Genomic DNA, 19,040 nt, shown 5'->3' with positions numbered 1-19,040 from the left:
AAGTGGCAAAAAATAAACCCGGTGGTGAGCACTCTCTGTTAAAGTTGGGAACAGAATTGTCCAGGGCAGAACAGGAAGAAAAATGAAGCTTGCAATTATCAGTGGCAGTCATCGACTGGAATCCCAGAGTGAGCGGATCAGCCGCGCTTTGGCGGATCGTGTGCTTGAGCTTTCCTTATTTGACTCGGTTGAGATTTTATCGCTGGCGGGTAATCCGCTTCCCCATTGGGATGAGTCCATCTGGAGTGGTGTCGAGGAGTGGAAGGCCAGGTTGGCACCCTGGAAGCAGAAACTCAAAGAGGCAGATGCACTGATTGTCGTGGCACCTGAGTGGAATGGCATGGTGCCGGCAGGGTTGAAAAACTTCTTCCTCTTATTTGGTACGGCTGAGCTGGGCCATAAGCCCGCATTGATTACAGCTATTTCTGCCGGGCAGGGCGGTGCGTATCCTGTGGTGGAGCTTCGTACCAGTAGCTATAAGAACTGCAGAATCTGCTACCTGCCGGATCATTTGATTGTTCGCCATGTTGGCCAGGTCTTAACGGCTGAAGACCCTGAGGGGGATAAGCACTTGCAGGAAAGAGTGGACTATTGTCTCAAGCTACTGAAGGAGTACTCAACAGGGTTAAAGTTGGTCAGGGAGAGTGGCGTGATTGACCACAAAAAGTTCCGCAATGGTATGTGATAGGTTGGCTTAGTGCAAAAAAGCTCCGGCATTTGCCGGAGCTTTTTTTTTGGGGATAACTTAGATAAACAAGCTGAAGATCACAGCCACCGCAGCACCGGTGGTTCCGATGATGGTCTCCATGACCGTCCAGGTTTGCAGGGTTTGCTTTTCGTTCAGTCCAAGGTAGCGGTTGGCCAGCCAGAAGCCAGAGTCGTTAACGTGAGAAAGAACGATCGCACCACCGCCGATGGCAACGGTCACTGCAGCCAGTTGTGCACCAGACAGAGCCAGGGGCTCCAGCATTGGCAGGATCAGGCCGCAGGCAGTCAGCATGGCTACTTTCAGAGCCCTGAATAACACGAACGGCAGCGGCCAGGATGAAGGCCAGGATTACAATGGGGAGGCCTGTGCCAGCCAGCATGTTGCCAAGGGCCTGGCCAACACCGGGATCCACCAGAATCTGCTTGAACATACCGCCGGCACCGGTTACCAGGATGATGACGCCTGCTGGCTGCAGAGCGGATCCGCAGATGTTCATCACTTCATCCTTGGTGTAGCCGCGTTTGATACCCAGCAGGTAGCAGGCAGCAAGACAGGCAACCATGATGGCAGTGAATGGGTGGCCAATAAATGTCAGCCAGCCGTGGACCGTTGAGCCGGCCTCAACAAAACGGGAACCCACTGAATGACGACGATCGTCAGCCATGGCTGGAAAGAATCCGTGATGTCTGCTTCAGTGTGCAGGCAAAAAATGAAACGGCTGTTGTTGTTTGTTCTGCCCTGAAAAAACAGTATCGCGATATTATTCGTGAAGGGTAACTATTCAGCACTGAGCAAAGGCATATTACAGTAATTCCGAACAGCTCTATGAAGTGATTGATATATGTCCATTCCCTGTTTTCTGGCAGACGACAAATAGCTGCGAATCCGTGCAAACATAGAACCACCGTCTGCACTCCTGAAGCAGCCTGAGATTTTCTGCTTTAACTTGGCCATTCGAACATCCCGCTCACTGCCATTGTTATCGAAGGGAATGGTAAAATCTGACATGAAGCGCAGTGTCTCAGCCTTGAACTCAGTGAGTCGTTTGAAGAGATTGTAAGCTTTAGTATTCTTGACTTTCTTGCGCTTAAGCTCCTCTCGTTGCTTCTCCATATAGACGACTTCTTTCATTAGAGCCCGCTGAAGCAACCGGTCATAAATCTTCTCGATTCGTTCACAGACAACACTTGGCATCTGTAGCATACCTATGGTCTTAAAGCCCTTGCAGTAATGCCAGGAAAGCCTCAGTAGCTTCATCAATCGCAACGCCAGTTGATTGCTGTCCCTATCAACAACACCCAAAAGCTCCCTCAGGTGATGGGCATTGCAAAGTACGTGAGTTGCCGCATATGCAAAATAGGATTTCCAATGATCATGAACCAGAACGCCTGCAAATGTTAGCAGTATGCCCATCGTGTCCATGGCCTCACGACCTCGCTTTTCAGACAAGTAGTAGAGCGTCCATTGTTCATCCCGCATAACGTGTAGCCAGTGCAAAGAGCCCTCGGCCCGCATACCCGTTTCATCGGCTCCGGCAACAGACGATTCCCGCAAGGCGTCACGAATAACCTCTTCAGTAGAAGCCAGATTTTCATAGGTTCTGGCCACAAAATTGGCGACAGTGCCTGCACTTACACTCATTTTATAGAGAGTATTAAAATACTCTGACACGCGCTTAAAAGGCAGGAAATGGTATTGGTTAAGATAGACGGCCATAGCCTGTGTGGCTGAGCCATATTGTGCGGCAGCGGTAACACCTTCCGGGAATTCAGCCTGATTCCGACAACCACAAGTGCAGATTTTTACTTCAGCTCTATGGGCCGTTACTTCAAATTCACCCGGTCTCCCTGGTTCAAACACCTGTCGTTCAATATATTTGACCGGCTCACTATCAAGAAGAGACGCCTGACATTTATTGCATTCTTTAACCGGAAGGTACTCAATATAGTCAGGGATATCGACCTGTTTAAGACAAGTGCCCTGATGCCCTTTCTTTCCACCGGCTTTATTACCAGAAGACTGTCTCAGACTTTTAGGATTGGGTTTTTCATCCGATGGATCGGTACCTTTATCTGCGGAAAGGTCGTCAGAATGATCTGGAGAATTACTGTTTTTACAAGGTTTTTGATAACCATCAGACGATGGCGGCTTGCTGCTGTTTTGACTGTTCTTGCCAACCTTTTCTTCCAATTCTCGACATCGCTCTTCCAGACAGGCAACTCTCATCCGCAGCTCTGCATTCTCTTTCAAGAGAATCTCAGCCGACATAGTTGCGGGTAGTTCTGGAATCATGCTGGCGAATATTGTGGAAAAATGGTGCTTAAGAGGATGGTATAAAAATCAGAAAATTCCAGATTTATGTGGGGGTGCTGAACAGTTACCGTGAAGGTAATGATCAGGTCTATTTTATCTTCCTGGATGGCAGTTATGATCTGATCCTTGAAAGAATGAAGGCTCGCCAGGGACACTTTATGAAAGAGACCATGCTGCAGAGCCAGTTTAATACCCTTGAAGTACCCGGCGCTAATGAAATGGGTGTCGCCCGTGTCGATATCGCCAGTGATATTGACCAGGTGGTGGCCAGAGCCGTAGAAGCTTCTGCCAGTTTTACCCAAGAGGTTGCGGCATGAACCCTATTGTGCTTGAGGTGACGCAGAGGATTGCGGAGCGCAGCGCGTCACTTCGTCAGAACTATCTTGACCGCATGGAGCACCAGGCCAGTACCGGCAAAATCCGCAAGTCCCTCAGTTGTGGCAATCTTGCCCATGCCGTGGCGGCCTGTGGTACCCCACAGAAAGACACTATTCTTGATTTTACCCGGGCCAATGTGGCGATTATCTCGGCATACAACGATATGCTGAGTGCTCACCAACCCTACCAGGATTACCCGTTTACCATTAAGGAAACGCTGGCCCGACAGGGGCACAGTGCCCAGGTAGCCGGTTGCGTGCCAGCCATGTGTGATGGTGTAACCCAGGGGCAGGCGGGGATGGATATGTCCCTGTACTCCCGGGATGTCATTGCCCAGAGCGTTGCCATCAGTCTTAGCCATAACACCTTTGATGCAACATTGTTGCTGGGTGTGTGCGACAAGATTGCCCCTGGCCAGCTTATTGGTGCACTGTCGTTTGGTCATCTGCCGACGGCTTTTGTTCCCTCCGGCCCAATGCCTACCGGTATCACCAATGATGAAAAAGTAAAGGTCCGTCAGCAGTATGTAGCCGGTGAAGTGGGTAAAGATGTGCTGCTCACCATGGAGTGCAGTGCTTACCATGCGCCCGGTACCTGTACTTTCTATGGTACGGCCAATACCAATCAGCTGGTATTTGAAGCCATGGGGCTTATGCTGCCAGGCTCCGCCTTTATTCCTCCGGGTACAGAGCTGCGCGATGCGTTGACTCAGGAAATTTCAGCGGATATCGCCAGCAAAATTCACGGTGCGCCTGCTTATCGTCCGCTCTATAAAGTGCTGGACGAAAAGAGCCTGGTCAATGGCCTTGTGGCTTTATTGGCCTCAGGTGGCAGTACCAACCATTCTATCCATATGATTGCTGTAGCCCGTGCCGCCGGTTTTATCCTGACCTGGGATGACTTTGATGCCCTGTCACAGGCGGTACCGCTGCTGACGCGTGTCTATCCCAATGGCCCTGCAGATATTAATCAGTTTCATGCTGCCGGTGGTGTTCCTGTTCTGTTGGCAGCCCTGGCAGAGCGTGGCCTGCTGCATATGGATGCCGTGCCCTGTTATGGCACCATGGCTGACTATCTGAAAATGCCGGAACTGGACAATGGCCAGCTGGTCTGGAATGCCATGTCTGGAACGCTGAATCCGGAAGTGATTGCTGACTCCGGGCAGGTCTTTGCCGTTACCGGGGGGCTGAAAGTGCTTTCCGGAAACCTCGGGCGCGCAGTCATCAAGGTGAGTGCGGTGGCAGAAGAGCATTTTTCGACGACGGCACCGGCTTTGGTCTTTAATTCCCAGTATGAAGTGGAAGCGGCTTATAAAGCGGGCAGGCTGAATCAGGATGCGATCATTGTTGTTCGTTTCAATGGTCCTGCCGCCAATGGTATGCCAGAGCTTCATATGTTGATGCCAATCCTGGGTAATCTGCAGAAAGCAGGCCATAAGGTAGCCCTGTTAACAGACGGACGTCTTTCCGGCGCATCCGGAAAGGTGCCTGCTGCTATTCACGTTACCCCGGAAGCGCAAATGGGTGGTCCCCTGGCTTACTTGCTGGATGGTGACCAGGTGACAGTAAATGCGGTAACGGGTGAAATTGCTGTGCATGCCGATCTCTCTGCCCGGGAAGCGCACTGTCCGGATCTCTCTGATCTGCACCATGGATACGGTCGTGAATTATTCAATGGTTGTCGCCAGTCTGTTTCCAGCGCGGAAGAAGGTGCATCCATCCTGTTTTGTCGAGGTGAAAAATGAGTCAGCGTTCAGCGCCATTGATTCCCGGCTGTGCAACGCCTTCTGAAGTGATGCAGGCACTTTCTCATGGTTACGACCACCTGAAATTCTTTCCTGCTGAGATAAACGGCGGTGTAAAGGCACTTAAGGCAATTTCTGCACCGTTGCCTCAGGTACGTTTCTGTCCAACCGGTGGAATTGGTTCTGACAATATCAGGGATTATCTGGCGCTGAGCTGTGTGGCAACGATCGGTGGCTCCTGGATGTTGCCTGCGGATCTGGTTGCCTCCCGCAATTGGGCGGAGATCTCCCGCCTGGCTGCTGAAGCGGTTGCCATGGCATCCTGATTTTCCGGGCTTTACAGCTTTAAAGGCACTGGTGACACTGAGGTTGATTTTTCTCAGTGCTGCCAGTGCCTTTTTGGTGATTTGGGTTTTGCGAAAGAGCTAAATGCTTTCGCCTTCAAACAGTGTAAAGCCCAGGTCTACAACGGGGTGCTCGGGTGAATTACCTGACAGCTTGTCTAAAAGCATTCTTGCCGCAAGACTGCCAATCTCCCATCTCGGGGTGTCGACACTGGCCAGTTTTGGCGTAATCGACCTGCCAATATCCAATGCATTAAATCCGGCTATCGCCATTTGCCCCGGTATTGCAATCCCTCTTCTCTGGCACTCCATGATGGCGCCGATAGCCAGGTCATCATTACAGCAGAAAACACCATCCAGTTCAGGATGGTTGTCCAGGGCCTCCGCCATCAACTCTGCACCAAGGGTGAATGATGAATTGGCGGGCGTGGAGAGGATAATGGGGGCACAATTGATACTCTTCATCGTGTTGTGATAACCCTGCAGGCGTTGTCTCACCCGGATGTCCATTCGGGCGGCAATGAAAGCGATCTTTTTCTTACCGTTCTTCAGCATACGCCTGATCATGGCCTCACTGGCAGCCCTGTGATCCAGGCCGACAGCAAGATCAATGGGGGGAGGCGGGAGTCCATTACTTCTACCACCGGTATGCCGGCATTTTCAATCATGCGCAGTGATTTTTCGGTATGTTCGCATTCAGAAAGAATCAAACCATCCACCTGATAGGAGAGCATGGATTCGATGCGCTTTTCTTCAACATTTTTGTCGTAACCATAATGGGCGATCATGGTCTGATAACCCGATGGCTCGGTAACGCTTTCGATTCCCTGGATAACTGCGGCGAAGACCTGGTTGGAAATAGAAGGGATCAAAATGCCGATGGCTTTGCTGGTGGCATTGGAGAGGATGTCGGGAACACGGCTGGCAACATAACCAACTTCGTCAATGACGGCGTGAATTTTCTCGCCGGTTGCTTTTGAAACCTGTGTCGGATCCTTGAGGTAACCGCTGACCGTCATTTTGGTAACACCGACCCTGTCGGCGATATCCTGAAGCGCAAGGCGCTTGTTCTTCGGTTTCATTAATGCTTCATTCCAACAATCATCTGGCTCAGCAACATCAGATTCAACAGGTTGGCAATCTGGCGCTGGCAGATGAATTATACGCTCTGCTCCAGGCTGGTGTCTTTAGCTGATTGTGGTTCAGGCAGTATTGAAGGGGGAGAGGAGGCAGGCCGTGATGTTGATGAAAAGTCACGGCCACTGATCGGGTGTTTGATCTGATGATGTTACATTGCTGCGTCAGGCAGCAGGGTATTAAAGATCCTGAGTGAAGGTACGAGTGATCACGTCATGCTGCTGTTCTGGCGTCAGGGAGTTTAAGCGAACTGCGTAGCCGGAAACACGGATGGTCAGCGATGGGTACTTCTCCGGGTTAGCCGCAGCGTCTTCCAGCATCTCGCGGGAGAGAACGTTGACGTTCAGATGCTGACCGCCTTCACGGACGGTGCTTTCCTGAACTTCCAGATCCAGTTCGCGGCATTCGAACTGACCCAGTTTTTCCAGAGCAACCACTTCATCCTGCTGGAATTCATCAGTTTTGGCGCAGATCAGGCGAGCTTCGCCGACAGCTTCGTCCATCAACCAGATTGAGTTAACCAGAGCGTTGTTTTTGCTGGCAGTAATCTGAATGCCTTTCATTTTATTGATCCCTTGATACTCAAGTTCAAACGGTTTTGAGGGCTTACCGGATCGGAATGCGCCGCTCACCTGTCACCATGAATTCTGGAATAATCATACATGGTTCGGACATCCTACCAGTTATGAGAATTTCAATATCTAGGTATTGGCCGAGATCAATAAAGTAAGTGTTTTTTTGTGAAACTATTGATCTGCAGCAATGATTTCCTTAAGTCAGTTAACCCAAGCATCAGAGCCAGATATCAATCAGAGCCAGACATCAGGGCAACTGAGTCTGGAGCGGATATTTATGCTAAACCAAGCATTTTTTTCCAATACTATTATTTCTTTTTATTATGGAACTATATTGGTCAACTTGTAGTCAACTAATCCGGTTAAGGGTTGGTTGACTGTTGCCGTTGTTTTCCGCTTTCTTGCCAAAGCATCCAAGGCCGATCATCAGGCCCTTTACCTGTCAATACCACATATCAATTAATCAGTTTAAGAGGTGCTCAAATGACTATTGGCGGTACTTCCCTGGCTCCCTTGTCCAATGCCTCATTGTCCAATGCCTCATTTCCTGCGAATGATACGGTATCGAGATCATCGGACGTTAAAAAATTTCACTCTAAGTCGGTCGATTCAATCGACTCGAACTTGCGGCTGACGTCAGGGGATGTGGGTAAAGCGAAGCTTTTATCTGAGATAGCAAAAGATGGTGGTAAATCGGTACACGACAGGTTGCTGCAAAAGCTCAACCAGAATGCCACAGGCCCTATGAGAGACCCGGTAGGCGGGCATGGTCACCGCGCTAATGCTGACCAACCGGATGACTCAAGCAAGTATACTTCAGTTCCTGTCATTATTGATTCGCAGCGGCTCATGGGGCCTGAAGACCTTATCGCGGGTGAGTTTATGCGGATAGGTGGCAGTCATAATCCGGATAGCCTAAAGATTAGAACCGGACGGGATAACGAGGTTACATTTCGCATGAGCCATAAAGGCAATACCGCAGCATTTGCAGATAACGATGTTGGTGTCACCCCTTGTGTTGTTAGAAGGGATTGGAACGAACCTGCTAATTCTGATCTGGCCAAAGCCAGGGGGGTATTCCATGATGAATCTTTTGACTGCAGTGATATTACAAGATCATACGGTAAGCTGTCCATTAGGGTGCAAACCGGTGGTGGACCCGTGGAGGGAACGCTTTTTTCACTGGATGAAACGGTTGATTCCAGGCTTTACAAAAGCGCTGGTGACCACCTGTCGCACCTGACACCGGATGCGTCAGTGGCAACCTATGAAGCACTGAAAGCAGAAGGGGTGGCATGGGAAACCGAGAGTGTACCCCTTATCGCCCTGAGGGTGATGAATCATGACGGTAAAAACTACCTGACGCTGCAGGCTGCCGCTTACTACGGTATGTTTAACGATGGTAATAAGGCGTGCATGCCCGCATTTGCAGGAGCGGCAACCCCGCTCAATCAAGCGACATGTTGTGATGGCGTTCAGGATGGTAAGTATATTGCTGTGATGCCTCTGCCCGGGGGGTGGTTCGATATCAAGTATGCAGTTGGAAAGGGTGATTTTGCATCTTCCGGGGCAGCCCGTAAAGGGGATGTGACACTGTGGGTGAACGATGGGTCAAAAGCAAATACCTTTGAGCTAAAAGGAGAAGCCTATGGTCATGTGGGTAATAATAACCATTTTCTTTTTGGTGGCGGTAAACTGCAGCCCAAATTTGGATTATTTGATGTTTCGGCAGACAGGTTGACGGCCAAATTTAAAAGCGCATCGTTTTCTGACTACGCTGATGTTAGTTCGAAGCATGGTGGTCCCAGTGATCCCCGTTATCAACACGTCCAGGGCGAATGTGGCAAACAAGAATCCCGTTATAACTCCAAAAATCCATACAGTTGGTTGAAAAACTGGGAAGGTTGACGTCTGACTTGTTATAAAAAAACTGCATATGATGGTTGGCTCGCAGCTACCCCTCCCCCCTGTTGCAGTCAGGCCTGAATATACCTGAGCAGTTCCTCGTTCCCATGTGGAGCGAGGCTGTTCAAACAGCCAATCTCCAACAACCTCATGGCCAGTGAAATTATCTTTAGTGAATGTACTCAAACACCTTAACGACTCTTGAAACTCCGTAGGTATTGGCGGCGATCGATACGGCTTCCTGTGCCATTCCGGGAGTAATGAGTCCCATAAGATAAACCGTTCCCTGTTCCGTATTGATTTTGATTCTGTCAGCGATCACCGCTTCATTGGTCACCATTGAGGCTTTGATTTTTGAGGTTAACCAACTGTCGTTACTTTGCGCGAGAATATCGGCGTTTGGACCAATTTCCAGCTCATTGTAAACCTGGCGAACCTTTTCCACATTCTGTGCCGTCTGGCCTGCCACTCTTTTCATGTGTTCATTGGGAACCTGGCCAATAAGTAAGACAATACCGTTAAAGCTGATAACCTTGACTCTTGACTCTCTCAGGGCCGGATCTGCCTTGTTAATGTTGACGGCAGTGACGGTTTCAATGGTCTGGTCATCCATCCAGGAGCCCCAGGTCCGTTTGCTGTTATCAATGTTGACAGGCTCTTCGTTAACGGAGTCAACCAGCGCTGCGCAACCACTTAGCAGGGTTAGTAATCCGGTGAGCAGGCAGGTAGACAGTGCAATGCCGATAGGTTTCATGGTTCCCTCCCCCTGAGGTAATGTATCTTGAAAAAACAAGACTTGAAAGGTTAAGGTTTGATGGATACCGGGGCAAGATTCCGGCTTATTCGGCAGAAAACAGGAACTCATCAATCAGATCGCAAAGGCAATGAATGACCAGAGTGTGTACTTCCTGTATGCGCTGAGGGCTGATGTCCGGTACCCTGATTTCGACATCTTCCGGGTGGAGCAGACGCGCCATGTCACCCCCGTCTTTGCCTGTCAGGGCGATCACCGGTATGTTCCTGTCATGGGCGGCCTGTATGGCCTGAACCATATTGGGACAGTTGCCATGGGCTGAAATGGCCAACAGTATGTCACCTTCCTGACCCAGTGCCCGTATTTGTTTGGAGAACACTTCGTTGTAACTGGAATCGTTGGCGATGGAGCTCATGGTCAGGCTGTCTGCGCACAGTGACAGGGCTGGCAGAGCAGGACGTTCACGATCAAACCGATTAAGCAGTTCAGATACAAAGTGCTGTGCGTCGCCGGCTGCACCGCCATTGCCACAGGCCATGATTTTTCCCTCGTTGAGCAGGGATTGGACCATCAGCTCAGCTGCATCGGCAATAAGTGGCGGGAGGGCATCTGCCGATCGAATTTTGGCATCAATGCTGTCGGAAAAATGTTGCGTTATACGTTCATGCATGCCTGAAACCTTGCAATGAAAACCATCTGGTTTTCATTCTTCCTTCTTCTGAAGTCGCTCTTCTGAACAGCGATCAGAAGATTTCTCTGCTGATAAGAATATTTCTTAAAAAGCACTTTTCATCCATTGTAAGCTGTTTTGCCCTGTGGCGTCTTGATTGTCAATGGATATTGCGTCAAATCGACAAATTCTGTGGCTGTGTTGACGGTATTTTTGCAAATAAACGGCTGCCGTCTTGCGAATTTTATGCTGCTTGCTTCTGTCAATCGAGCTGGCTGCATTACCGCATTGAGATGGGCCTCGGTAGCGCACTTCGACAAAAACCAGTGTGGAATGATCCAGCATGATCAGGTCAACTTCACCGGTTTTGCAGGCAAAATTTCTCTGTAAAAGCGTCAGTCCCTGTTGCTGCAGAAACAACAGGGCACTGTTTTCTGCTTCGGCACCTTTTCCGTTAGTCAGGCTGAGTTTCCAGGGCATAGAGTGCGGAAGTATCGGTAGTTAGTGGTTTGATAGCTCTGTTTTGCAGAGAGAGCTCATTTTCGGGCGTTTTCGGCTTCACAATGGGCAGCGGAGTCAGTTGACCATTCCTGAATAGTTGCCATGATAGTTCACGATGGACTTTGCCGTCTGGTGCAATACTCAGTGATCCGGTCATTCCCTGCAGTTGGCTGCCTTGCAGGCTTGAGAGTTGCTGCAGCCTTGGGTAGAGCTTGTAGGCATCGGCGCCCAGTGCGTAAAGCGCTCCCAGCTGGCCTCTGGATTGTTGCCACAGGGTATTGATCTGTTGTTCCAGTGGGCTGGGTGCGCCGGGAATTAACCACGGCATGACAGGAACCCGAATACCATCCCTATCCTGATCCTGAGTGGTATTGGTGATCCCGGAAAAAGCGCTGGATGTTGCGTAAACCGGAACACTGCCCGCGTATTGATAGGCCAGGGCGGGTTTGATTTGCCTGGCGTCCTGAGGGTTGGCACCAATAAATACCATATCAACGTCTTGACGACGGCGGGCCTGGAATCCGAGTTTTTCGCCCAGAACCCGGTTAAGCTGTTTTGCTCTTGCTTCGCTTTGATCGGTGTGTAACAGCCAGCCAGCCAGGCTACTGAACTGTGTTTTGGTATCAAATTCTCCGGAGCCAGCGATTTCACCGCCGAGCTCTTCCCATCTGGCTTTAAAAGTGGTGTTGATTTTCTTTCCCCACTCGGTGTTGGGCGTAATGATGATTGCCGTCCTGTGACCATCCAGCCTGCCGCGTTCAGCTGCCATAATGGCCTCATCTTCTGCTGAGAGTCCAAATTGGTAGAGACCGCCACGATAACTGGTCGGAGTTGCCGGTAATTCATTCACTGGCAGCGGTTTGGCAGCATCATCAATATAGTTCAAAGCCAGAACCGGGATGCGGTGGATGGTATCCGTGTTTAACGCTTTTACCCGGCTTTTGTTCAGGGGGCCTATAATCAGCTGGGCTCCCTCCTCAATAGCCTGAGTGGCCAGATCGTTTATATTGGTGCTCTGGGTATTATAAAACTGAAGTTCCGGGAGAGGTTCCCCTTTGCTCATGGCTTCATAGTGGGAGGCCAGCATGCCATCTCTAACGGCTTCACCGACCTTGCTCAATCTTCCTGATAGCGGGAGTAGTACAGCGATTTTGTCAGGACGCCTGGTTGAGCTGCTCTTTAGTGTTTCGAAGTCCACGGGCAGATATTTGTGTGCCGGATGGTATAACCAGTCCCGCTTCCACTGTTCCAGTCCTGTCAGTTGCTGATCCAGGCTGCGGCCACTTTGATAGATTAATGCCAGGGCCAGCCAGCCTTTCAGTTTTTGTGACTTTTCCTGATTATACAGGCTGTCCAGACGCTCGGCGGGGACATGAAGGAGCGTCTGCCAGAAACTGTCGTAATGGGGTTCGCGCTCTGCTTCTGTGAGGTAGGGGCCAGCCAGCAGCCACTCATCCAGGGACGCCTGATATTCGCCATATCTGGCGTAGGCCAGTGCCTTCAGAATGTGTGCCCGGGAGTTAATGTAGCTGCTGTTACTGATAATAACCGCCTCTCGATCAAGCCAGTCAAAGACTGCCCAGTCCTGATTGTTGATCTGGGCAATCTGAGCCTGCTGAACGGCCAGTTCGGCCTGAATCTGCCTGGGCAGTTGCTCGTAGGGCATCTGATCAAGAATTTTCTGTGTGCGGGCTGGTTCTTTACTGATCAATTCCCTGGTGAGTTCAAGTATCAGGCTGGCTCGTTTCGGGTAACTGAATCTTTCTGCATCGGCCAGCTGCTGGTCGATACTTTTGACGGGTTTTACGATTGGCGCAGGTGTCGGCTTTGGCTGTGATGAGCAGGCAGTAATGAGTACAGGCATAAGTCCAGCCAGGGTGATGGCTGCCAGTTGCCGGGGCAAGGTGTTACGCAGAGCGGTTGTATGGGTCATCATTTGCGGTCGTGGGCCAGCTCTTCTGGAGTGTCTTTGTTAGTACTTTGATTGTACACAGGGCTAAGAATGGACACTATAGGCTATCGCTATGGTATTTTCGAGTATTGCACCCATCGACAGGTTTTAGCTGGAGTGTGTTGGAGTGTGTTGTGGGCAGGCGATTGTTTCGATGTGTCTGATGATGGCGCCCGTCAGTGGTGCTTGCTACCCGGTTATGCCTTAGGTTCTCTCTATCATATAGGATTTACGATCAAGCCCACCGGGAGTTGGGCATTTTTGGCAGTTCAGGGAAGAAAATATGGGCGTTGCTATCAGAGATGGATATGTGCAGTTTTCCGCGCTTGATGCGGTATCTCATTTATACACCACCGGGAAAGGGTTAGGCAGGTTTAAAGGGGTTGCCTATTGGTTATTCTGCTGGAAGGTGACCATCCCCGAATCTGCTTTGATTAAACAGATCTGGTCTTATCGTGATGCCAAGTTTAACAAGTCTTACTTGAAAAGCAGAAGTGTAGCAGTGGTTGGCTCAGACCGTTTTGCTGCCTTGCCAATGCAACAATATAAAAATAGCTGTGCTGCACGATGCCTGCAGCAGGCTGCATATGAACTGGGAGTAAAAAAAATACCCAACAATCAACTCTATGGATTTAATGGTCAATCCATTAGGTACAGAAGTACCGAAGCAGCGATTTATGGAGTCACAGGCAGCCTTCTCTGTGGTAGTGGAGGGTTGAAGCAGAACCTTCGGGGGGATCTGAATAATGGTAGTTATTCCAGTCCGGTTGGTATCAAGAATGCGGCCAGGCTTCTTGGGCTTGATAGTCGCTTTTATTGCTCTTCGCGGGTTACCGATTGGTATTTTGGGCAGAGCGATCCTCATGGCTGGAAAGAGATTAAAAGAAGTTGTCCGGTGCATCGAACGTCACCGCCAGAGCTGTGCCGGAATGAGCGGCTACTTTTGCATGTTTGTAACTACTCAATGTTCGGGTTTGATGATCAATGTCTGAGTGTCAGGCGGGATCATTTTATTATGCAGCGGCCTGATGGAAGTTGTTATGATCCACACAAGGGAATCAACTACCCTTCTGTGCAAGATTACGCTAAAAAAACGGGAATCAAACCAAGTGGCGTTAGTATGCTGATCAGTAGCAAGGATGCCTATGCAAAATTGCCGTTTTTGCGGTCGTGAAGTTATCAAACTGTTAGAATGCCGCCTGAAAAATCACATCGGTTCTTTACAGTCATGTCTGACTCGCTTCTTTATATAGTTTCTACACCCATTGGTAACCTGGGTGATATGACGCCCAGAGCCATAGAGGTGCTTCGTCAGGTCGACGTTATTGCGGCAGAGGATACCCGGCACAGTAAGCGCTTGATGAATCACTTTGGTATTGATACTCCACTGGTTCCCTGTCACGACCACAATGAACGTCATCAGGCCGGGATGATTGTTCAACGCATGAAAGCAGGTGAAACGGTTGCCTTGATCAGTGATGCCGGTACGCCGTTAATTTCTGACCCGGGCTTTTATCTGGTGCGGTTGGTGAGAGATGCTGGATTTCGGGTGGTTCCCATACCCGGGGCCTGCGCATTTGTCGCCGCGCTGTCCGTCAGTGGTTTGCCAACGGACCGTTTTTATTTTGAGGGTTTTCTGCCCGCTAAAGGAGCGGGACGGCGCAAGCGAATAGAAGCGCTGGCGGTTTTTTCCAGTACCTGGGGGGTTTATGAGTCGCCACATCGTATTATGGAACTTCTGGACGATCTGGGAGCTGTGCTCGGTGGTGATCGATATATTGCCCTGGCCCGGGAAATCACTAAAACCTTTGAAACCGTAATGGCCGGGACGGTTGCTGAGATTCAGGTTGCTTTACAGTCGGATGTCAATCAGCAGCGTGGAGAGTTTGTTGTGTTGGTCGAGGGCTACAAGGAGCCAGAGCATGCTGAAATTAGCCCGGAAATTGAAAAAATGCTGCAACGCTTATTGCAGGATTTGCCTATTAAAAAAGCGGCCGCAATAGTCGCTGATCTGACCGGACTCAGGAAAAAAGACCTCTATGATTTGGGTTTGGGGATGAAGAACGGGGAGTAGGGCTGTTTGGGAAAATAACAACACGACACGTTTTTTTACTCGCCCTGAAACCGCGTGGGCTGTTATTACGGTTGATTGTTGAAGGCTTCACAGGTAGTATTCGCCGTCGCGAGCTGGCTGGGCAGTCGCTGTTCATTCTGGTTGTTTGATCAGAGTGGAGGGAGGAAAGTCCGGGCTCCAGAGGGTAGGGCGCCAGGTAATGCCTGGGGGGCGAAAGCCTACGGAAAGTGCAGCAGAGAGTAGACCGCCTAAGCCAGTGTTCTTTTCTTGAAAAAGAAATTGGCCGGTAAGGGTGAAAGGGTGCGGTAAGAGCGCACCGCATGGCTGGTAACAGTCCATGGCACGGTAAACCCCGCCTGGAGCAAGACCAAATAGGAATCCTGTAGGTGTGACCCGCACTGGATTCGGGTAGGTTGCTTGAGGTGTCTGGTGACAGGCATCCCAGATGAATGATTGCCCAGGCCTGCTTTGTCAGGCTGGACAGAACCCGGCTTACAGGCCGGCTCGTTTCTTTTTCCGCTTGAACTTTGACTTTTCCTGATTTTTTTTGTGGCTCTTATGGCGGTTATTGCCACAAGATTTTTCACAAGATCGGTTTCTGGCTTTGTCTGCTTATTTGTGCCATCGATAACTGAAATGCCGTTATCTTGTTGGCGCCGTCTTTGTCATATAAGCGTTTTGTATTCGCTATAGCTGTCTCTTAATACACTGACATGTGGTTCATTAATTCCTCTCTGGATTCGGTTTTGGTGTTGTATACCGGCGTTCGATCGTAACTGTTCAGCACCCCCACATAAATCTGGAATTTTCTGATTTTTATACCATCCTCGACTTTAGAGTCTGTATAAAACGATAATTCGGTCAGCTTTTTATAGTGAAGCAAGCCGAAATCAGTGAACTGTTTTTCCAAGTTCGTTATTACTTCCGTTTTTTGCCTAAAAGCCTTTAGTTATGCTGCTTCTGAATTATCCGGTATTAACTGGTCGATCAGATCGCGAAAATTGAACTCATATTTTTGCTTATATCTGTTCCAGCCCTTGCGAATAGAGAACCTCGGAATAATTCCTGAAAGAGCAATTTTCATCATGCCTGCAGTGGTTGTATCCGGGCTTCTCCAGGGTATCCGAGAAATATTCAGACATGCCTGATTTTTACAAACGGTTAATAACTGCAATAATGCATAGCCTGCCATTTTCAAATGCATCCATCGAAGCAGTGTTCGCAATTTCTGCTGCCATAAATGGCAACAGCCAAAAGCATGTTTGAGTTGGTGAAACATTGGCTCTACCGGCCATCTCCGGGAATAGGCACGAAGCACCTCCAGTCCCTCAAGTTCCGGATTGGTCGAGATGAATATTCTGCTTTCGGTCAGACCTTTGTCATTTTCAAAGCGACTCCAGACGACGCGTACTTCACGACCTTTAAGGAATCTGGCGCGACAGATCAGGGTACGATAACGTATTTTGCGAAATTTGCCGTACATCCATACTGTTGCTTTTTCTTCCGGCAGTTTCTTAACCTGTTCTGTCGTCATCTTGATGCCGTACTTTTTTGGGCGCCCTCGCTTCTTTACGGTGGGTGCTGGCGGCAAAGCATAGAGGGCCCGATTTGAAGGTATCTGACCAACAACTTCTATGTTCATTTCCAGAGCTGGCTTTATCAGTGTCCAGTTCATATACCAGCAATCGGTTAGCAGGCGTAGCACTCGATCCTTCACTTCATTGCGTACCACCCTGAGCATGGCCACGGCAATTTTCAGTTTGCTGGTGTTACCTGAAGCTGGTGTCGGAAATGAGATCACCGGTATGGCGGTAAATACTTCATCTGCAGCCCGCTCAAATATGATGGCCAGGGAAACCCAACACTGCCCCCAGATGTACGTCGGCCGATTGCGTTTCTTGCTGTGTTGATGATGTGTACGACAAGCAGGGGCTTTGTCGGAAAACCGTTCGATTACCCAGTCATCAAGCCCCAGGACCACAGGTTGATTCTCAGGAGCTTTGGAGCAGACCAGACGGATCAAGTGGCGTGCCAAGTTCTTCCATTGCCACTTGCCCTGAGATAGCCAGTGGTGGTAGCTGCTCCACACACAATGAAAATCAATTGTTAACAACGCCTGTGTAACAAAGCCGTCGGCTGAAAGCATGCAACCGAACAGCAGTTCGCAGAACGTTGGTACTGCAGTTGATGATAGCGCTCCAGCAAGAAAGGTTGTATATGAAGCGAGCTCCCTGAGGATTACTTGATGATCTGAAGTGAGCATGGCAACCATCTCGAATTTCGTCATTGGGGATGGTTGCTTTTAGCAGATTATGCGCCGGAACTATTGTGCTCTTAAAACTCTAAAGTCGAGAGTATTTTAATACTCTCTATAAAATGAGTGTAAGTGCAGGCACTGTCGCCAATTTTGTGGCCAGAACCTATGAAAATCTGGCTTCTACTGAAGAGGTTATTCGTGACGCCTTGCGGGAATCGTCTGTTGCCGGAGCCGATGAAACGGGTATGCGGGCCGAGGGCTCTTTGCACTGGCTACACGTTATGCGGGATGAACAATGGACGCTCTACTACTTGTCTGAAAAGCGAGGTCGTGAGGCCATGGACACGATGGGCATACTGCTAACATTTGCAGGCGTTCTGGTTCATGATCATTGGAAATCCTATTTTGCATATGCGGCAACTCACGTACTTTGCAATGCCCATCACCTGAGGGAGCTTTTGGGTGTTGTTGATAGGGACAGCAATCAACTGGCGTTGCGATTGATGAAGCTACTGAGGCTTTCCTGGCATTACTGCAAGGGCTTTAAGACCATAGGTATGCTACAGATGCCAAGTGTTGTCTGTGAACGAATCGAGAAGATTTATGACCGGTTGCTTCAGCGGGCTCTAATGAAAGAAGTCGTCTATATGGAGAAGCAACGAGAGGAGCTTAAGCGCAAGAAAGTCAAGAATACTAAAGCTTACAATCTCTTCAAACGACTCACTGAGTTCAAGGCTGAGACACTGCGCTTCATGTCAGATTTTACCATTCCCTTCGATAACAATGGCAGTGAGCGGGATGTTCGAATGGCCAAGTTAAAGCAGAAAATCTCAGGCTGCTTCAGGAGTGCAGACGGTGGTTCTATGTTTGCACGGATTCGCAGCTATTTGTCGTCTGCCAGAAAACAGGGAATGGACATATATCAATCACTTCATAGAGCTGTTCGGAATTACTGTAATATGCCTTTGCTCAGTGCTGAATAGTTACGTTCGATCTTAACTTTTCAAACGATAATTTTGTTGGGTTGTCCGATATTGAACGGGCAGAGGTAGAACCCCTGCTTGACGTCGGTTTTGCAGATTTCTATAGTGTGCTTTAGTGGTGTAAAGTGGACTATTGTGGGAGTATTATTAGTCAAGTATGGGGCGAGATGGGTGGCTGAATGGCGTTGGCTCTCATTGATGGCTCTCATTGATGATTTTTATGAGTGACAGGTGCCGTAAGGTTTCCAGGACATAGGGGCCAAGGGGAAGGTAGTGTGTTTCGCGGTGTAAATGCCATTAATCTGGATGCCAAAGGGCGTCTTGCTATACCAGTCCGATATCGGCAGGTATTGCGGGATCGCTGTGATGGTGCCCTGGTGGCAACGATTGATACTGACGAACCGTGTTTGCTGATTTATCCTCTGGATGAGTGGGAGCTGATTCAGCAGAAAATTGAATCACTCCCCAGCTTTCATCCAATGACCCGCCGGATTCAGAGGCTCTTGATTGGGCACGCCACCGATGTTGAGCTGGATGGTAATGGTCGTATTCTTATCCCTCCGCTGTTGCGTGAATACGCAGGTCTTGAAAAACGCAGTATTTTGCTGGGTCAGGGCAAGAAGTTCGAACTTTGGGATGAACGTTGCTGGAACGAACGCCGTGACCAATACCTGAAAGAAGCCAGTGAGTCAGAAGCGATTCCGATGGAATTGCAGTCGCTCTCTTTGTAAATCGCTTCTTCGGT

Annotated in this window: 20 protein-coding genes, 1 other RNA gene and 1 pseudogene; 11 read left to right on the top strand and 11 right to left on the bottom strand. The window is 49.5% G+C overall.

Going from position 1 to position 19,040, the window contains the following annotated elements:
- Positions 1–82: 82 nt before the first annotated feature.
- On the top strand, positions 83–685 hold the full coding sequence (locus MJO57_RS22730; protein ID WP_252018966.1) for an NADPH-dependent FMN reductase: 603 nt from the start codon (positions 83–85) through the stop codon (positions 683–685).
- Between the two features lie 60 nt (positions 686–745).
- Here the strand turns inward: MJO57_RS22730 and MJO57_RS22725 are convergent, their stop codons facing one another.
- Positions 746–1,000, bottom strand: a complete 255-nt coding sequence (locus tag MJO57_RS22725; RefSeq protein WP_252018964.1) for a hypothetical protein — start codon at positions 998–1,000, stop codon at positions 746–748.
- Positions 882–1,373: a hypothetical protein gene (locus MJO57_RS33410; protein WP_252018962.1), complete on the bottom strand. Its 492-nt coding sequence runs from the start codon at positions 1,371–1,373 to the stop codon at positions 882–884. The genes MJO57_RS22725 and MJO57_RS33410 overlap by 119 nt, the downstream gene beginning before the upstream one ends.
- Here MJO57_RS33410 and MJO57_RS22715 point away from each other — a divergent pair.
- Positions 1,319–1,486: a hypothetical protein gene (locus MJO57_RS22715; protein WP_252027161.1), complete on the top strand. Its 168-nt coding sequence runs from the start codon at positions 1,319–1,321 to the stop codon at positions 1,484–1,486. The two genes, MJO57_RS33410 and MJO57_RS22715, sit on opposite strands and share 55 nt — an antisense overlap.
- On the opposite strand, the gene MJO57_RS22710 is transcribed toward MJO57_RS22715, so the two are convergent.
- Positions 1,487–3,001: an IS66 family transposase gene (locus MJO57_RS22710; RefSeq protein WP_252017330.1), complete on the bottom strand. Its 1,515-nt coding sequence runs from the start codon at positions 2,999–3,001 to the stop codon at positions 1,487–1,489. It lies immediately after the preceding gene.
- 74 nt (positions 3,002–3,075) lie between these two features.
- Here MJO57_RS22710 and MJO57_RS22705 point away from each other — a divergent pair, with 74 nt between their 5' ends.
- Genes MJO57_RS22705 through MJO57_RS22695 form a run of 3 tightly spaced genes read left to right on the top strand, consistent with a single transcriptional unit; the run spans position 3,076 to position 5,470 of the window.
- Complete coding sequence (locus tag MJO57_RS22705) at positions 3,076–3,339, top strand: hypothetical protein (RefSeq protein WP_252018960.1); 264 nt, start codon at positions 3,076–3,078, stop codon at positions 3,337–3,339.
- Positions 3,336–5,144 (top strand): phosphogluconate dehydratase, encoded by a 1,809-nt coding sequence (gene edd / locus MJO57_RS22700; protein ID WP_252018958.1) that lies wholly within the window; start codon positions 3,336–3,338, stop codon positions 5,142–5,144. The genes MJO57_RS22705 and edd overlap by 4 nt, the downstream gene beginning before the upstream one ends.
- A complete protein-coding gene (locus tag MJO57_RS22695) occupies positions 5,141–5,470 on the top strand; it encodes a hypothetical protein (protein ID WP_252018956.1) in 330 nt (109 codons plus the stop codon). Before edd ends, MJO57_RS22695 begins: the two co-directional genes overlap by 4 nt.
- A gap of 99 nt (positions 5,471–5,569) precedes the next feature.
- On the opposite strand, the gene MJO57_RS33405 is transcribed toward MJO57_RS22695, so the two are convergent.
- From MJO57_RS33405 to grcA, 3 genes are all read right to left on the bottom strand, one after another.
- Complete coding sequence (locus tag MJO57_RS33405; protein WP_371924666.1) at positions 5,570–6,055, bottom strand: substrate-binding domain-containing protein; 486 nt, start codon at positions 6,053–6,055, stop codon at positions 5,570–5,572.
- On the bottom strand, positions 6,052–6,570 hold the full coding sequence (locus tag MJO57_RS33400; RefSeq protein WP_371924665.1) for a LacI family DNA-binding transcriptional regulator: 519 nt from the start codon (positions 6,568–6,570) through the stop codon (positions 6,052–6,054). The genes MJO57_RS33405 and MJO57_RS33400 overlap by 4 nt, the downstream gene beginning before the upstream one ends.
- A gap of 234 nt (positions 6,571–6,804) precedes the next feature.
- A complete protein-coding gene (grcA, locus tag MJO57_RS22685; RefSeq protein ID WP_371924664.1) occupies positions 6,805–7,257 on the bottom strand; it encodes an autonomous glycyl radical cofactor GrcA in 453 nt (150 codons plus the stop codon).
- 426 nt (positions 7,258–7,683) lie between these two features.
- Between grcA and MJO57_RS22680 the strand changes: the two genes are divergently transcribed.
- Positions 7,684–9,108 (top strand): hypothetical protein, encoded by a 1,425-nt coding sequence (locus tag MJO57_RS22680; RefSeq protein WP_252018954.1) that lies wholly within the window; start codon positions 7,684–7,686, stop codon positions 9,106–9,108.
- 166 nt (positions 9,109–9,274) lie between these two features.
- On the opposite strand, the gene MJO57_RS22675 is transcribed toward MJO57_RS22680, so the two are convergent.
- The 4 genes from MJO57_RS22675 to MJO57_RS22660 all read right to left on the bottom strand — a co-directional run bounded on the left by MJO57_RS22675 (position 9,275) and on the right by MJO57_RS22660 (position 12,966).
- The gene (locus MJO57_RS22675) at positions 9,275–9,970 is read right to left on the bottom strand and encodes a BON domain-containing protein (RefSeq protein WP_252018952.1); all 696 of its coding nucleotides are present in this window, start codon (positions 9,968–9,970) and stop codon (positions 9,275–9,277) included.
- Positions 9,945–10,529 carry a phosphoheptose isomerase gene (locus tag MJO57_RS22670; protein ID WP_252018950.1) on the bottom strand — a complete coding sequence of 195 codons (585 nt, stop codon included), beginning with the start codon at positions 10,527–10,529 and terminating at the stop codon, positions 9,945–9,947. Before MJO57_RS22670 ends, MJO57_RS22675 begins: the two co-directional genes overlap by 26 nt.
- A gap of 105 nt (positions 10,530–10,634) precedes the next feature.
- Positions 10,635–11,009 (bottom strand): YraN family protein, encoded by a 375-nt coding sequence (locus MJO57_RS22665; RefSeq protein ID WP_252018948.1) that lies wholly within the window; start codon positions 11,007–11,009, stop codon positions 10,635–10,637.
- Positions 10,984–12,966, bottom strand: a complete 1,983-nt coding sequence (locus MJO57_RS22660) for a penicillin-binding protein activator (protein WP_252018947.1) — start codon at positions 12,964–12,966, stop codon at positions 10,984–10,986. Before MJO57_RS22660 ends, MJO57_RS22665 begins: the two co-directional genes overlap by 26 nt.
- 298 nt (positions 12,967–13,264) lie before the next feature.
- Here MJO57_RS22660 and MJO57_RS22655 point away from each other — a divergent pair, with 298 nt between their 5' ends.
- The 3 genes from MJO57_RS22655 (at position 13,265) to rnpB (ending at position 15,566) form a co-directional block, all read left to right on the top strand.
- Positions 13,265–14,155: a hypothetical protein gene (locus MJO57_RS22655; protein WP_252018945.1), complete on the top strand. Its 891-nt coding sequence runs from the start codon at positions 13,265–13,267 to the stop codon at positions 14,153–14,155.
- A gap of 54 nt (positions 14,156–14,209) precedes the next feature.
- Positions 14,210–15,055 (top strand): 16S rRNA (cytidine(1402)-2'-O)-methyltransferase, encoded by an 846-nt coding sequence (rsmI, locus tag MJO57_RS22650; RefSeq protein WP_252018943.1) that lies wholly within the window; start codon positions 14,210–14,212, stop codon positions 15,053–15,055.
- Positions 15,056–15,164: 109 nt separating this feature from the next.
- Positions 15,165–15,566: RNase P RNA component class A (gene rnpB / locus MJO57_RS22645), an RNA gene on the top strand.
- A 438-nt stretch (positions 15,567–16,004) separates the two neighbouring features.
- On the opposite strand, the gene MJO57_RS22640 is transcribed toward rnpB, so the two are convergent.
- The gene (locus MJO57_RS22640; RefSeq protein WP_252017304.1) at positions 16,005–17,342 is read right to left on the bottom strand and encodes a transposase; all 1,338 of its coding nucleotides are present in this window, start codon (positions 17,340–17,342) and stop codon (positions 16,005–16,007) included.
- 77 nt (positions 17,343–17,419) lie between these two features.
- Between MJO57_RS22640 and MJO57_RS22635 the strand changes: the two are divergent.
- Positions 17,420–18,295, top strand: a pseudogene (locus tag MJO57_RS22635) (IS66 family transposase); the annotation flags it as partial.
- A 275-nt stretch (positions 18,296–18,570) separates the two neighbouring features.
- Entirely contained in the window at positions 18,571–19,026 is a 456-nt protein-coding gene (gene mraZ / locus MJO57_RS22630; protein WP_252018939.1) for a division/cell wall cluster transcriptional repressor MraZ, read from the top strand.
- Positions 19,027–19,040: the final 14 nt, after the last annotated feature.

The organism is Endozoicomonas sp. SCSIO W0465 (genome assembly GCF_023716865.1).
Classification (GTDB): Bacteria; Pseudomonadota; Gammaproteobacteria; order Pseudomonadales; family Endozoicomonadaceae; genus Endozoicomonas.
This window is presented reverse-complemented; position numbering and strand designations above follow the sequence as displayed.